Genomic DNA, 14,540 nt, shown 5'->3' with positions numbered 1-14,540 from the left:
GCGTACGCGCTAATCCGAGAGGATTTCTCCGTTGCTGGCGATGACGGACGCGTAGTACCGTCCGCTCGACTTGATCGTGCGCCGCTGCGTCTCGTAGTCCACGTGCACGATCCCGAACCGCTTGGAGTAGCCGCCCGACCACTCGTAGTTGTCCAGCAGCGACCAGGCGAAGTAGCCGCGGAGGTCTACTCCGCCGCGGATGGCATCGTGCGCGGCGCGGAGATGCCGCCGGTAGTACTCCACCCGCTGCGGATCCTCGACCTTGCCGTCGATCGCCTGCGGCGGGTCGTCGAACGCCGCGCCGTTCTCGCAGATGTACAACGGAACGTCGCCGTAGCTCTCCTTCACGCCGCGCAGCAGTTGCGTGAGCGCGCGAGGATACACTTCCCAGTCGGTCTGCGTGGTCCAGGCATGTTCCTGCGGCACGGGCTTCGTGCGCAGCGGCAGACGATCGTAGGCATGACGTTCGACCTTCCTCGTGTAGTAGTTGACCCCCAGGAAGTCGATCGGCTGCCGGATGAGCCGCATGTCGGCATCGGGCCAGTCGGGCCAGGCCTCGGCGAAGATCTCTTTCATCTCCGCCGGGTAACGCCCGCGAAATACCGGATCCAGGTATTGCCGGTTCATGTACGCGTCGGAGCGCTTCGTCGCTGCCACGTCTTCGGGCGACTCGGATGCTGGGTGCTTCGGCTCCAGGTTCACGACGATGCCGATCCTGCCGTCCTTTGCCGCGCTGCTCGCGCGGAACCGCTGCACCGCGGTGCCGTGCGCGCGCAGCAGGTTGTGCGTCGCGATCGGGGCCTCGAACAGGTTGGCGTGGCCCGGCGCGAGCCCGCCGTGGAGATAGCCGCCGTCGGTCACGACCCACGGCTCGTTGAGAGTGGACCACATCTTCACGCGGTCGCCGAGCGCGTCGAACATCGTCCCCGCGTAGTCGCCGAACCAGCCGGCGATGTCGGGATTGAGCCAGCCGCCGCGGTCGTCGAGCGCTTCGGGGAGATCCCAGTGATACAGCGTGACGTTGGGCATGACGTCGCTGCGCAGCAGCTCGTCCACGAGGCGCGAGTAGAAGTCGAGGCCCTTCCGGTTTACGGCTCCGGTACCCGCGGGGTACACGCGGCCCCACGCGATGCTGAACCGGTACGCGTTGAGTCCGAGCTCCTTCATCAGCGCGACGTCTTCCGCGTAGCGCCGGTAATGATCGCAGGCGACGTCGCCCGTCTGATCGAGCCAAGTTTTCCCGGGCGTGTGGGAGAAGCGGTGCCAGATGCTGCGGCCCGCGCCGTCGGCGGTGGGCGATCCCTCGATCTGATACGCGGAGGTCGCCGCTCCCCAGAGGAAGCCAGCGGGGAACCGGTAGGAATCACTCATTCAGGAATTGCCGGAGGCGCGATGCACGCGAGGGGCGGATCATGGCGAGCGTAACGCTCGAAGGTGTGCGCAAAATCTACCACGATGGTGGCGAGCACGTCGCGGTCGCGGGCGTGGACCTCGAGGTCGCCGACGGCGAGTTCGTCGTCCTGGTCGGACCGTCGGGGTGCGGCAAGAGCACCACGCTGCGGATGATCGCCGGACTGGAGTCCATCAGCGCCGGGACCGTGAAGATCGACGGGCGCGTGGTGAATCACGTGCCGCCGAAGCTGCGGGACATAGCGATGGTGTTCCAGAGCTACGCGCTCTACCCGCACATGACGGTTCGGGAGAATCTGGGCTTCGCGCTGAAGCTGCGAAACATGCCGCGCGCGGAGATCGACGAGCGCGTCTCCGCCGCGGCGGCGACGCTGGGTCTGGAGGAGTATCTCGACAGGCGACCGCGCCAGCTTTCCGGCGGCCAGCGACAGCGGGTCGCGCTCGGCAGAGCGATCGTGCGGCAGCCCAAGGTCTTCCTGTTCGACGAGCCGCTGTCGAACCTCGACGCGCAGATGCGCGTCTCGATGCGGCGTGAAATCGCGCGGCTCCATCAGGAGCTGGCGGTCACGATGATCTACGTTACGCACGATCAGGTCGAGGCGATGACGCTGGGAGACCGGATCGTCGTGATGGACAAGGGGCACGTGATGCAGATCGATACGCCGCTGAATCTGTACGAGAGGCCCGACAACCGCTTCGTCGCGGGCTTCATCGGAAATCCGGCGATGAACTTCACGACCGGGACGGTCGCTGGCGGGGACGAGCCGCGCTTCATCGCCGAAGGCGGGGCGTGGCAGACGGCGCTCCCGCGTCACCTCGCCTCCCGGCTGGGATCCGTGAGCGGCGGGACCGTGATCATGGGCGTCCGCCCGGAGGACGTGTCGGTCGTGCCGGATGCGCGGAACGGCGCCACCATCGAAGCGCGGCTCGACCTGGCCGAGTCGCTCGGTAACGAGGTCTTCGTGTACGCGCGCGCCGGAGAGCAGGACATCGTAGCTCGCGTGTCGCCGCAGCCGATGCCGCCGCTAGGCTCTCCGATAACGCTCGCGATCGACATGGAGAAGGCGCACTTCTTCGATCCGGCTTCGGGCAAGCGGATAACTTCGGGGGCGAGCCACCCCGAGTAGAGTCGGGTCGTGTAGAGTTATGCTCTACCATCCACGCCGCGCATGACCCGGACGAGCACGACAATTGGCGACGAAGTCTCGCGGGCGCTGTCGAGTCACGACCGCGTCGTGCTCGCCGTTTCCGGGGGGCTCGACTCAATGGCGCTGCTGCACGCGGCGCGGGGCGCCCGGTCCCGGCTGATCGTCGCCACCTTCGACCACGGCACCGGTCGCGCCGCGACCGACGCCGCGCGGCTGGTGCGCCGGCGGTGCAAGGAGCTGGGCCTCGAGTGCTTCACCGGACGCGCGGACGTCAAAGCGCGAACGGAAGCGGGCTGGCGGGAGCAGCGCTGGAGCTTTCTGCGCGAGGTCGCGCGCGACCACGACGCCGCGATCGCCACCGCGCACACGCTGGACGATCAGATCGAGACCGTGTTCATCCGCATTCTGCGTGACGCCGGCCCGCGCGGCCTCGCGGGGCTATATGCGCGAACCGACGTGCTGCGCCCGCTGCTGCGGACGCGGAGAGCTGCGCTGGAGGCGTACGCGCGCGCGCACTCGCTCGAGTACGTGGACGATCCGTCCAATTTCTCGCGGCGCCACCTGCGCAACCGGGTTCGGCTCGATCTGCTGCCCGCGGTTCTCGCCGCTCGGCCGTCGTTCGCCGACGAGCTGCTGGACCTGGCGCGGCGCGCCGCGGACTGGCGCCGGACGGTAGCCGCCGCGGTGGACGGGTTCGGCATCGAACGGCACTCGGACGGGTCGCTGTTCGTTGCCCGGCGCGTTCTGGGGTCGTATGATCAACGGGAGCTCGCCATCCTCTGGCCGGAGATCGCGGCGCGCGCGGACGTGACCATGGACAGACGCGGAACCCGCCGGGTAGCCGCGTTTACTATTGAGGGGGCTACCGGCGGCTCCATCCAACTTTCCGGGGGAAATGAAGTCGTGAGAACTCGCGAGCACTTCGTCTTACGACGGAAGGTCCCGTGAAGGACGCGCTGGTCGCCGACCCGCGGCTGCTTGGCAGGCCGGTCCGCCGGATCGCTTTCGACGAGGGTGAGATAGCCGAGCGCGTCGAGCAGCTCGGCGCGGAGATCAGCGCGGCGTATCCGGATGGAGATCTGCTCGTGCTCGGCCTGCTCAAGGGGAGCTTCATCTTCCTGAGCGACCTGGTGCGCAAGATCACGCGGCCGCTGCAGGTCGACTTCCTCGTGGCGTCGAGCTATGGCGACGCGATGGTCTCGAGCGGGAACGTGCGGCTGTTGTACGATCCGGAGACGGAGCTGGCCGGGAAGCACATCCTGCTCGTCGAAGACATCGTGGATTCCGGCCGGACGCTCGGCCGCATGCTGGAGATAATGAGGGAGCGCGATCCGAAATCGCTGGAGATCTGCGCTCTGCTGCACAAGCGCATCGCCGACGGTATGAAGCACGACGTGAGGTTCGTTGGATTCGACGCGCCGAAGGAGTTTCTCGTGGGATACGGCCTGGACCATGCGGAGGATTTCCGCCACCTGCCGTACATCGCGAGCCTGGAGTAGCGCTGTTGGCTATTGGCTATTGGCTGTTAGCTAACGGCACTAACGCGATTTTTTTCGGTTTTACTAACAGCCAAGAGCCAACAGCTAATAGCTTTCTTTTATAGATATGCCTCCACAACCGCCCGTCCCCAAGCCGCCGAGAAAGCCCCCCAACTGGGGCAGCGTCTCCAAGACGATCTCGTTCTGGATCCTGGTGATCCTGATCCCGGTCGCCTTCATCCAGTTTTCCGGGAAGGGCGCGGAGCAGGCGCCCGAGATCTCGTACACGCAGTACGACCGCGAGCTGACGGCGGGCAACGTCGCCAAGGTCAACATTGAGGCCGGCGCCGCGATCACGGGCGATTTCAAGAAGAAGGTCCTCGTCAACCGCCGCGAGGTCTCCAAGTTCAACGTGCGACTGCCGGTGGAGCAGTCCGAGGACGAGGTAGCGCGCCTGCGGGCGAACAACGTCGAGATCCAGGCGCAGGCTGCCCGGGCGTCGTTCGGCGCGCACCTGCTCGCCTACCTCCCGATCCTCCTGATCGTCGCGTTCTGGATCTTCCTCTTCCGGCAGATGCAGGCCGGCGGCGCGAAGGCGTTCTCGTTCGGGAAGTCGAAGGCCAAGCTGCTCACGGGCGACACGCCCAAGGTCACCTTCGCCGACGTGGCAGGCGTGGAAGAAGCCAAGGTCGAGCTCGAGGAGATCATCGAGTTTCTGAAGGATCCCCAGAAATTCACCAAGCTCGGCGGACGGCTGCCCAAGGGTGCGCTCCTGGTCGGCCCTCCGGGAACGGGCAAGACGCTGCTCGCCCGCGCCATCGCAGGTGAAGCAGGGCGGCCGTTTTTCTCCATGTCTGGCTCGGACTTCGTCGAGATGTTCGTTGGTGTCGGCGCCAGCCGCGTGCGCGACCTGTTCGAGCAGGGCAAGGCGCACGCGCCGTGCATCATCTTCATCGACGAGATCGACGCGGTCGGCCGGCACCGGGGCGCTGGTCTTGGCGGCGGGCACGATGAGCGCGAGCAGACGCTGAATCAGCTGCTCGTCGAGATGGACGGCTTCGAATCGAACGAGGGCGTAATCCTGGTTGCGGCTACCAACCGGCCCGACGTTCTCGATCCGGCGCTGCTGCGCCCGGGCCGCTTCGACAGGCAGATCATCGTGGACGCTCCCGACCTGCGCGGCCGCGAGGGGATTCTCAAGGTGCACGTCCGCAACAAGCCGGTCGCGGAAGACGTGGACATCACGACGCTCGCGCGCGGCACGCCGGGGATGGCGGGCGCCGACCTCGCGAATCTGGTGAACGAAGCGGCGCTGCTCGCGGCGCGGCGGAACCACGACAAGGTGTACATGGTCGACTTCGAGGACGCCAAGGACAAGGTGATGCTCGGCGCCGAGCGGAAGTCGATGGTGATGAAGGACGAGGAGAAGCGCTTGACGGCGTACCACGAGGCCGGTCACGCCATCTGCGCGATCAAGGTTGAGGGCAACGATCCGCTGCACAAGGTCACGATCGTTCCGCGCGGGCGGGCGCTCGGTCTCGCGTTCACGCTGCCGGAGGACGACCGCGTGTCGGTGACCCGCAGGCAGATCGAGGCGCGGCTCGCGATGGCGTACGGCGGACGCACAGCAGAGGAGCTGGTGTTCGGCCGCGACCGGGTCACCACAGGCGCCGCGAGCGACATCCAGCAGGCCACCGCAATCGCGCGCAGGTACGTGTCGCAGTGGGGACTGTCCGACAAGATCGGGCCGATCCTCGTGGGCGACAACGAGCAGGAAGTCTTCCTCGGCCGCGAGCTGGGGCACCGGCGCGAGGTGTCGGAGCGCACGTCGCAGCTGGTGGATTCCGAGGTGGAGAGGGTGATCCGCGAAGCGTACACGCGCGCGCTGGACACGCTCAGCGCGAACCTCGACCTGCTGCATTCGGTCGCGGGCTCGCTGCTGGAGCGCGAGACGCTGACTGGCGACGAGGTGCTGGCGCTGGCCCGGGGCGAGCAGCTGCCGCCGCGCGCGCCGGAGCCGCCGGTGCAGCCGCCGGCCGTGATAGCGGCGGTCGCGACGCAGGCGAAGACCGCCAAGAAGCCGCTTCTGGCTGGACCGGAGCCGGCACCGGCGTGACCTCGTCGGCCGCGGCCGGCGCCAGCACGCGTTCTCGCTGGACAGTCGGCGGGAGAACAATCGAAATCGAAAAGCCGGTCCTCCTGGGGATCGTGAACGTCACCCCCGACAGCTTCAGCGACGGGGGTGTTTCTTTTTCCCCCGATCGGGCGGTCGCTCGCGGGCTCGAGCTGATCGAGCAGGGCGCGGACGTCGTGGACGTCGGGGGCGAATCGACGCGGCCGGGCGCGGCGCCGGTGAGTCTCGAGGAAGAGCTGCGGCGCGTAATTCCGGTGATCGAGGGAGTGCTCGCCGCGAAGCCGGACGCGCTGATATCCATCGATACGGTGAAGGCCGGGGTAGCGCAGCGCGCGTTGGATGCCGGCGCCGTGATCGTGAACGACGTCTCCGGATTCCGCCTGGACGGCGCGATGCCGGGAGTGTGCGCGCGCGCGGAGTGCGGCGTGGTGCTGATGCACTCACGGGGGAGCGTGGCCGAGATGGCGTCGTACGCGGTGGCGCGGTACGGGGATGACATCGTCGGTGACATTGTTAGGGAGCTCGCCGACGGCGTGGAGCGCGCTGTCGCGGCGGGGGTCGACCGGTCGAGCATCGTAGTAGATCCAGGATTCGGATTTTCGAAGACGTCCGCGCATTCGCTGGCGGTGCTGCGGGAGCTTGACCGCGTCTGCGAGCTCGGATTCCCGGTGATGGTGGGGTTGTCGCGCAAGCGGATGATAGGCGAGCTGACCGGGGTCGCTGTCGCGGCGGAGAGGGATGCCGGGAGCGTGGGCGTCGCGATCGTGGCGCTGATGAGGGGAGCGCGGGTGTTTCGGGTGCACGACGTACGGATGCACCGGCAGGCGCTGGACGCGGCGTGGGGAGTGCTCAGTGCTCAGTGCTCAGTGATCAGTGATCAGTGATCAGTTGGAACTGCGCAGCACGCAGCGTAGTGCAGCAGCACGCAGCGCACTTATCTGATGCCGCGCACTCGCACAGTCGGCTGGTCCGTTTTTGCCGTGCTTATAACCATCTACTCCGCCACCCTCGCCCCCTCCGTAACCTGGTGGGACTCCGGCGAGCTGATCGCCGCCGTGCACTCGCTCGGCATCCCGCATCCCCCGGGCACGGCGCTGTACGTGATCGCGGCGAACGTGTGGGCGATGCTCACCTGGCCGCTCGACTATGCGGTTCGGATAAACCTTCTCTCCGCGGTCGCGACCGCCGCGGCGGTGGGGATTCTCGGCTCCATGCTCGCGCGCTGGACGCGGGACAACGTCGCCGCGGTCGCGGCCGCCATATGCGCGGGCGCCACGTCGAGCGTGTGGCGCAACGCGACCGAGGCCGAGGTGTACGCGCTCGCGCTGCTCGGCGCCGCGCTCATCCTGTGGAGCGCGGATCGAGCCGGCTCGAGCGATGCGCGCTCGCCGTGGCCGTGGATTCTACTGTGCGGGTACGTCGTCGGGTTGTCGTACTCGCTGCACCTCGCCGCGCTGGTCGCGGCGCCCGCCGCGGTACTGCTGATCGCGCCGGCGCGCCCGCGGCTCACAGGCGCGCGCATCACGCAGATCGCGTTCGTGGGCGCGTTGGGCATATCGGCCGTGCTATATCTACTGGTGCGCGCGCAGCACGATCCCCCGGTCAACCAGGGAAACCCCGCGACGTGGGCCGCGCTGATCGACGTACTGGGACGCGAGCAGTACACCGATCCGGGCTTCTGGCCGCGCCAGGCGCCGCTCTATCTCCAGATAGGCAACTGGTTCGAGTACGCCGACTGGCAATTCGCGCTCGGCCTGCAGCCGTCACCGCCCCCCTCGCTCGCGCGGACGTCCGTCACGGCTGTCTTCGTCGCACTCGGGTTGTATGGGAGCCGGGCTCACCGCAACCTCGACCGGCGCGGCTGGGGCGCGCTCCTGCTGCTGTTCGCGACCGCGTCGCTGGGAGTGATCCTGTACCTCAACCTCAAGGCCGGCCCATCGTTCGGAGAAGGACTGCTTCCGGCCGGCGCGCCCCGCGAGGCGCGGGAGCGCGACTATTTCTTCGCGACGTCGTTCGTGGTGTGGGGCCTGTGGGCCGGCTTCGGGGCGGTGCGGGCGGTGCGCGTCCTGGGAGCGCGGCTGGCGAGTCCGTCCGCGAGAACCATCCTGCAGCTCGCGGGTATCGCTGTCGTGGCTTCGCCCGTTGCCCTGAACTGGAAGGCCGTCGATCGGCGCGCCGCCGCGCACGCGACCGCCGCGCGTGACACCGCGCGCGAGCTCCTCGGCCGCGTGCCTCCATCCGGGGTGCTGCTCGCCGCCGGCGACAACGACACGTATCCGCTCTGGTACGCACAGGAGGTCGAGAAAGTCCGCGGCGACGTCACCGTTGTCACGGTGCCGCTGCTGGGAACCGCCTGGTACCGGCGCGAGCTGGCACGCCGGCACTCGCTGGTCGATTCCGCGGACGCCGACACCTGGCGCGGACTGAGCGCCACGTTGGCGGAAGTGTGCTCGTCGGCGCACGAGCGCGGACGCCCGATCATGGTGGCGCCGGGTGCGGCCGCCCGTACATTGCCCGCGAGCTGTCTGACGTCCTCCTCACCTGAAGCTGAGATCAATCACAATCAATAGATGCTGCGTCGAATCGCCGTTGTTGCGTTCTCCCTGATCCCGTGCGCCGAGCTCGTCGCGCAAAATCCCGCGCCGGCGGGATATGCTGTGTTGCAGGGCGTCGCGGTCGACAGCGTCCGCGGCGGCTTCCTGCGCGGCGCGACGGTGGGCGTGCTCGGTCCGTCGAAGATGACGTTCACCGATTCGCTCGGCCGGTTCCGCATCGACAGCATTCCGCCGGGTGAATATCAGGTCGCGCTGTTCGATCCGCTGCTCGACACGCTGTCGCTCGGAGTCGTCTCTCCGCCCATGCGGTTCGTCGCCGGCGATACGGTGGAGCTGATTCTGGCCATCCCCTCCCAGCTTGCGATCGTGACGGCGAAGTGCGGAGCTCCGCGCGGGGAGGACGATCGCGCTCTCTTCGGCCAGATCATCGACGCCGCGACCGAGCAACCGGTCGCCGGAGCGCAGGTCACGCTGAACTGGAGCGACATCACGATCAGCGAGACCACCGGTGTTCGCAGCGAACCCCGCCGCAGGCAGACGCAGTCGGACGCGCGTGGCTACTACAGGATCTGCGGGCTTCCGGCCGAACTGACCGCCGAAGCCTTTGTCCAGCACGGCGCCGACAGCACCGGCAAAGTGCAGATCGTGTTCGGTGACGCTCTGCTGGGTCTGGCGACGTTCCTGCTGCCGGGCGGCGGCGCCGTAGCGGCGGCGGGCGACACGGTTCCGCGCCCCGGCGCGAGCAGCACCGCGACGCTCTCCGGAACGGTGGTGGATGGCGAGGGCAAGCCGATCGACAACGCGCACGTCTCCATTACGGGCGCCACGAGCGCGGCGACGACGGATTCCACCGGTTCCTTCACTCTTACCGGGCAGCCCACCGGAACGCGCGCGCTCGTCGTGCGGCGCCTGGGGTACATGCCAGTCGAGCTGGCGGTGAACCTCACGCCTTTGAGGAAGAACGAGATCGACGTGGTGCTGCAGCAGTACGTGCCCGTGCTCGCGGCAGTAGTCATCGGCGCGCGGCGCGAGGCAGCGCTGGACCGCATCGGCTTCAACTCGCGGAAGGCGCGGGGCACCGGCCACTTCATCGAGCGGGATTACATCCTGAATCGGAACGCGTACCGGCTGGGGAATTTGCTGGAGAGCATTCCCGCGCTTCGGCGCCCCGGCGACGGATTCGGCGGGACCTGCACGAAATACTGGGTCGACGGAGTCGAGTGGCGCGGCGGCTCGTCCGGCAGCGGCGGCGGTATGACGACGCCGTTGGACGAGTTCGTCATGCCGGATGAAGTGGAAGCGATCGAGGTTTACACGCGGAGCTTCACCCCCATCGAGTTCCAGACGTACGATCGCTGCGCTACCGTAGCCGTGTGGACCAGGTGGAAGCTGCGGCTGTAACGGCGCGTCCGGGCGGAGGGGTGCCCTTCGGGATCCTCTGCCGCACATTCACTCGTCGTGAGATGATTTCCCGATGAAGCTCATCCTTGCGCTCGCATCGCTCGCATCGCTCGCATCGTTCGCGGCGCTCGGCGCGCCGGCGGCCGCGCAGGAGCCGCGTCCGGCGGCATTCGCGATACTGGAAGGAACGGTCCAGGACAGCCTTCACGGCGGCTTCGCCAACGGCGCGTCCGTGACTGTCGGCGGCACGATGCGATTCGCCGTTACCGACTCGGTGGGGCGTTTTCGCATCGACAGCATTCCCGCGGGCGAGCATCAAATCGAGCTGTTTCACCCGGCGCTGGACACCATCGGCGTGAGAGTGCTCACGCCGCCCATGGCGTTCGCGGCGGATTCAACCGTGTCGCTGGCGCTCGCCATTCCGTCGGCGCGCACCGTCATGCGGGCGAAGTGCTCCGGGTCCGCCGCCGGCTCGGGCGCGTTGATCGGGCTGGTATTGAACGCCGACAGCGAGGAGCCGGTCGCCGGGGCCGAGGTCCGCCTCTGGTGGATCGAAGTGACCGTGGGCGAGCGGGTCGGGATGCGGAATGAGCCGCATCAGCGCGTGGCGACGACCGACGAGAGCGGCCGGTACAAGCTGTGCGGGCTGCCGACCGAGCTTTCCGCGAACATCCATGCCGCGAGCGGTAGCGACAGCACGATCACGCTTCCCATCACGTACGGCGCGCCCGGGTTGGGAATGGCGACGCTGTACCTGGGGACGTCCGACGCGGGCGCGGCCGGCGCGCAGGCCGGGACGACCGCGACGGGCGGCGCGGAGGTGAGGGGAGTGGTCGTCGATGGCGCGGGAGACCCGCTCCCCGGCGCGCGCGTCGCGCTCGCCACACGCCCCGATGCCGCCGTCACCGACTCGGCCGGCGCATTCGTGCTGAGCGGACAGCCGTCGGGAACGCAGGCTCTCGTCGCGCGCAAGCTCGGGTTCGAGCCGGCCGAGATAATCCTCAATCTCACCCGCCGCGAGCCGCGCGAGGTGACCGTGCGGCTCGGTGCCTTCGTGCCCGTGCTCGAGGCGGTGCTGGTGCAGGCGCGCCGGAGCGCGGCGCTGGAGCGGGCCGGCTTCACGGAAAGGCAGCGCATGGGACTCGGCCGGTTCATGACTCAGGACGATCTCAACAAGCGCCTTGCCATCGAAGTGTCGGATTTTCTGCGCCATCTGCCCCCGCCGCGCGAGACCGGATTCAGCGGCGCGTGCACGCACTACTGGGTGGACGGGAGCCGCTGGCGCGAGGCCACCCCCGACGACTTCATGACGCCGCAGGAGGTGGCTGCCATCGAGGTGTACGACGGCGCCGCCGTGCCTCCTCAGTTCCAGAGCTTCGAAGGCACCTGCCGCGTGGTTGTCATCTGGACGAAATGGAAGCTCGGCGTGCGGTAGGTGGCGACCGGCGGCACGCGTTGGAAACGCCACGGCTGTGGTTGACTGGAGCCTGATGAAAGCCTTGTGCGTGTTGCTCTTCGTGGTGGCATTGCCCGTCGCCGCGCAGAACGTTCAGCAGGACGGGCATGCGGTGCTGCACGGGATAGCCGTCGACAGCCTGCGCGGGGGCGTCCTCCGCGGCGCGGGATTGCGAGTGATCGGCACGGCGCGCATGGGCGTTACCGATTCTCTCGGACGATTTCGCATTGACAGCGTGCCGGCCGGATCGCATTCTGTCGAGCTTTTCCACGAGCTGCTTGATACGCTTGGTGTCCGCGTTCGCACCGAGCCGCTCGTGTTCGGAGCGGATTCGGTCGTGTCGCTGGTGCTCGGTATCCCTTCGGGGCTGACGATGGTGCGGGCGAAATGCGGTTCGTCCGCCCCGGATCAGGGAGCGATAATGGGCATGGTCCTCTCGGCGGACACCGACGATGCGCTCACCGGCGTCAACGTCCGGCTGTCGTGGACGGAGCTCTCAGTCGGCCGCGAATTCGGTATCCGCGAGGAGCCGCGTCAACATGCTGTGCTCACCGACGCTGCCGGGCGCTACAAGTTTTGCGGCCTGCCGAATGAGCTCACCGCGGACATCTCCGCGGAGCGAGGCCGCGACAACACGGGGAGGATTCCAGTCGGCTATGAGGCAGCGATGCTCGTCGTCGTCGCCCTCTTTCTGCCGACTTCCGATTCCGCTCAAGTCGCCGCAGTAGCGCCAGGGGCGGCCGCCGGCGCCGCAGGCTCCGCACCGGGCGCTTCTTTGCAGGGGCTGGTTGTGGATTCGGCCGGGCTCCCCCTTGCAGGGGCACACGTTCGGCTCGGCTCCGGCGCCGCGGTCACGGACTCCACGGGCAGGTTCGCGCTGAGCGGCCTGGTGTTCGGCTCGCAGATGCTGGTGGTGCGTCGTCTTGGCTATCTGCCCGCGGAGCTGGTCGTGCATCTCACGCGGCGAGCCCCGCGCGAAGTAGTTGTGCGGCTCGACACCTATGTGCCGGTGCTCGAGGCGGTCTTTATCGAGGCGAGGCGAAGTCTTGGGCTGGAGCGTGTGGGCTTCACGGCTCGCCAGCGATCGGGACTGGGCCGATATCTTTCTCCGGTCGATCTCGCGAAGCGATACGCCTTTAACGTATCCGACTTTCTCCGCCATTTCCCGCCGCCGCGGCGCGGGGCGTTCGGACGGGCTTGCACTTCCTATTGGGTGGACGGGATGCGGTGGCGCGGCAACGTCGATGAATTCATGTCGCCGGACGAAGTCGCCGCGATCGAGGTTTACTCGCAGGCTTTCGCGCCCGCCGAGTTCAGAGACAACTTCAATAACTGCCGCGTCGTCGTCATCTGGTCGAAGTGGAAGCTCGGCATACGCTAGGAGCCGGCGCCATCGCCTAAGCAAAAAGCCCCGCCGAGCTGTGGCGGGGCTTTTTTGCAGTTACTAGTCACTAGTCACGAGTCACTAGTCACGTTGTTAATAGCGGTAATGCTCCGGCTTGTACGGGCCGGTCATCGGCACTCCCAGATACGCCGCCTGCGCTGGCGTCATCTGCGTCAGCTTCACGCCGAGCTTGTCCAAATGCAGCCGCGCCACCTTCTCGTCCAGCGCCTTCGGCAGCGTGTACACCTTCTTCTCGTACTTGTCCGCGTTGGCGTGCAGCTCCATCTGCGCCATTACCTGGTTGGTGAAGCTCGCCGACATCACGAAGCTCGGGTGTCCCGTCGCGCAGCCGAGGTTCATCAGGCGGCCTTCCGCCAGAATCATCACGCTGTGGCCGTCGGGGAACACCCACTCGTCGTACTGCGGCTTGATGTTGATCCGCTTGATCCCCTTGAAGTTCTTGAGGCCCGCCATGTCGATCTCGTTGTCGAAGTGGCCGATGTTCGCCACGATCGCCTTGTCCTTCATCTTCGACATGTCGTCCACCGTGATCACGTCCTTGTTGCCCGTGGCCGTGATGAAGATGTCCGCGGTCGAGAGCACATCCTCGACGGTCGTGACCTGGTAGCCTTCCATCGCCGCCTGCAGCGCGCAGATCGGATCGATCTCCGTGATGACGACGCGCGCGCCCTGGCCGCGCAGCGCCTGCGCGCAGCCCTTGCCGACCTCGCCGTAGCCGAACACGACCGCGATCTTGCCGCTGATCATAACGTCGCTCGCGCGGTTGAGCCCGTCGATCACCGAGTGGCGGCAGCCGTAGATGTTGTCGAACTTGCTCTTCGTCACCGAGTCGTTGACGTTGATCGCGGGGAAGAGAAGCGTGCCCGCTTCCATCATCTGGTAGAGCCGGTGCACGCCGGTGGTCGTCTCCTCGGACGCGCCGCGGATCCCCTCGGCGGTGCGTGTCCAGCGGCCGGGATTCTTCGCGATCTGGTCGCGGATGAGATCCAGGATGACGCCGTACTCTTCCGGATCGTTCTTCGGATCGAACTCCGGCACTTTGCCGGCGAGCTCGAACTCGTTGCCCCTGTGCACGAGCAGCGTGGCGTCGCCGCCGTCGTCCAGGATCAGGTTCGGGCCGGCGCCGTCGGGCCACATCAGCGCCTGCTCGGTGCACCACCAGTACTCCTCGAGCGTCTCGCCCTTCCAGGCGAACACGGGAATCCCCCGCGGATCGTCGGGCGTGCCGTCGGGCCCGACGACGGCCGCGGCGGCCGCGTGATCCTGCGTCGAGAAGATGTTGCACGACACCCAGCGCACGTCGGCGCCGAGCGCCGAGAGCGTCTCGATGAGGACGGCGGTCTGCACGGTCATGTGCAGCGAGCCCATGATGCGCGCGCCCGCGAGCGGCTGCGCGGCGGCGAACTCCTCGCGGATGGACATCAGGCCGGGCATCTCCTGCTCGGCGAGGCGGATCTCCTTGCGGCCGAATTCGGCGAGGGAGAGGTCGCGGACTTTGAAATTCACGGAGGTCGTAGGTTCTGCTAGAGCTGTCACGGTCAAATATCCTGGTG

Annotated in this window: 11 protein-coding genes; 9 read left to right on the top strand and 2 right to left on the bottom strand. The window is 67.3% G+C overall.

Annotated elements, in window-relative coordinates; translation table 11 throughout:
* Window positions 1-9 precede the first annotated feature (9 nt).
* Window positions 10-1,371, bottom strand: coding sequence for a GH1 family beta-glucosidase (locus WEA80_13315; protein MEX1187559.1), 1,362 nt, complete (start codon window positions 1,369-1,371; stop codon window positions 10-12).
* A 41-nt stretch (window positions 1,372-1,412) separates the two neighbouring features.
* On the opposite strand from WEA80_13315, the gene ugpC reads away from it, so the two are divergent.
* From ugpC to WEA80_13270, 9 genes are all read left to right on the top strand, one after another.
* The gene (gene ugpC, locus WEA80_13310; GenBank protein ID MEX1187558.1) at window positions 1,413-2,537 is read left to right on the top strand and encodes a sn-glycerol-3-phosphate ABC transporter ATP-binding protein UgpC; all 1,125 of its coding nucleotides are present in this window, start codon (window positions 1,413-1,415) and stop codon (window positions 2,535-2,537) included.
* Window positions 2,538-2,579: 42 nt separating this feature from the next.
* Window positions 2,580-3,506, top strand: coding sequence for a tRNA lysidine(34) synthetase TilS (tilS, locus tag WEA80_13305; GenBank protein ID MEX1187557.1), 927 nt, complete (start codon window positions 2,580-2,582; stop codon window positions 3,504-3,506).
* Window positions 3,503-4,057 (top strand): hypoxanthine phosphoribosyltransferase, encoded by a 555-nt coding sequence (hpt, locus tag WEA80_13300; protein ID MEX1187556.1) that lies wholly within the window; start codon window positions 3,503-3,505, stop codon window positions 4,055-4,057. The genes tilS and hpt overlap by 4 nt, the downstream gene beginning before the upstream one ends.
* A 106-nt stretch (window positions 4,058-4,163) precedes the next feature.
* On the top strand, window positions 4,164-6,152 hold the full coding sequence (gene ftsH, locus WEA80_13295; protein ID MEX1187555.1) for an ATP-dependent zinc metalloprotease FtsH: 1,989 nt from the start codon (window positions 4,164-4,166) through the stop codon (window positions 6,150-6,152).
* On the top strand, window positions 6,149-7,054 hold the full coding sequence (gene folP / locus WEA80_13290) for a dihydropteroate synthase (protein MEX1187554.1): 906 nt from the start codon (window positions 6,149-6,151) through the stop codon (window positions 7,052-7,054). Before ftsH ends, folP begins: the two co-directional genes overlap by 4 nt.
* A 57-nt stretch (window positions 7,055-7,111) precedes the next feature.
* Entirely contained in the window at window positions 7,112-8,740 is a 1,629-nt protein-coding gene (locus WEA80_13285; GenBank protein ID MEX1187553.1) for a DUF2723 domain-containing protein, read from the top strand.
* Window positions 8,741-10,126, top strand: coding sequence for a carboxypeptidase regulatory-like domain-containing protein (locus WEA80_13280; GenBank protein ID MEX1187552.1), 1,386 nt, complete (start codon window positions 8,741-8,743; stop codon window positions 10,124-10,126).
* 73 nt (window positions 10,127-10,199) lie between these two features.
* Window positions 10,200-11,561 (top strand): carboxypeptidase regulatory-like domain-containing protein, encoded by a 1,362-nt coding sequence (locus tag WEA80_13275; protein ID MEX1187551.1) that lies wholly within the window; start codon window positions 10,200-10,202, stop codon window positions 11,559-11,561.
* A gap of 55 nt (window positions 11,562-11,616) precedes the next feature.
* The gene (locus WEA80_13270; GenBank protein MEX1187550.1) at window positions 11,617-12,963 is read left to right on the top strand and encodes a carboxypeptidase-like regulatory domain-containing protein; all 1,347 of its coding nucleotides are present in this window, start codon (window positions 11,617-11,619) and stop codon (window positions 12,961-12,963) included.
* A 96-nt stretch (window positions 12,964-13,059) separates the two neighbouring features.
* Here the strand turns inward: WEA80_13270 and ahcY are convergent, their stop codons facing one another.
* Window positions 13,060-14,493: an adenosylhomocysteinase gene (gene ahcY / locus WEA80_13265; GenBank protein ID MEX1187549.1), complete on the bottom strand. Its 1,434-nt coding sequence runs from the start codon at window positions 14,491-14,493 to the stop codon at window positions 13,060-13,062.
* Window positions 14,494-14,540 lie beyond the last annotated feature (47 nt).

It is taken from the genome of Gemmatimonadaceae bacterium, from assembly GCA_040882285.1.
GTDB lineage: Bacteria > Gemmatimonadota > Gemmatimonadetes > Gemmatimonadales > Gemmatimonadaceae > JACDCY01.
The sequence above is the reverse complement of the archived record's forward strand: the minus strand, read 5'-3'. Positions and strand labels throughout refer to the sequence as shown.

What these genes read in the sequence shown, in the direction of transcription:
- WEA80_13315 (MEX1187559.1), bottom strand. Translation starts at nt 1,371, where the DNA reads ATGAGTGATTCCTACCGGTTCCCCGCTGGCTTCCTCTGGGGAGCGGCG.
- ugpC (MEX1187558.1), top strand. Translation starts at nt 1,413, where the DNA reads ATGGCGAGCGTAACGCTCGAAGGTGTGCGCAAAATCTACCACGATGGT.
- tilS (MEX1187557.1), top strand. Translation starts at nt 2,580, where the DNA reads ATGACCCGGACGAGCACGACAATTGGCGACGAAGTCTCGCGGGCGCTG.
- ftsH (MEX1187555.1), top strand. Translation starts at nt 4,164, where the DNA reads ATGCCTCCACAACCGCCCGTCCCCAAGCCGCCGAGAAAGCCCCCCAAC.
- WEA80_13285 (MEX1187553.1), top strand. Translation starts at nt 7,112, where the DNA reads ATGCCGCGCACTCGCACAGTCGGCTGGTCCGTTTTTGCCGTGCTTATA.
- WEA80_13280 (MEX1187552.1), top strand. Translation starts at nt 8,741, where the DNA reads ATGCTGCGTCGAATCGCCGTTGTTGCGTTCTCCCTGATCCCGTGCGCC.
- WEA80_13275 (MEX1187551.1), top strand. Translation starts at nt 10,200, where the DNA reads ATGAAGCTCATCCTTGCGCTCGCATCGCTCGCATCGCTCGCATCGTTC.
- WEA80_13270 (MEX1187550.1), top strand. Translation starts at nt 11,617, where the DNA reads ATGAAAGCCTTGTGCGTGTTGCTCTTCGTGGTGGCATTGCCCGTCGCC.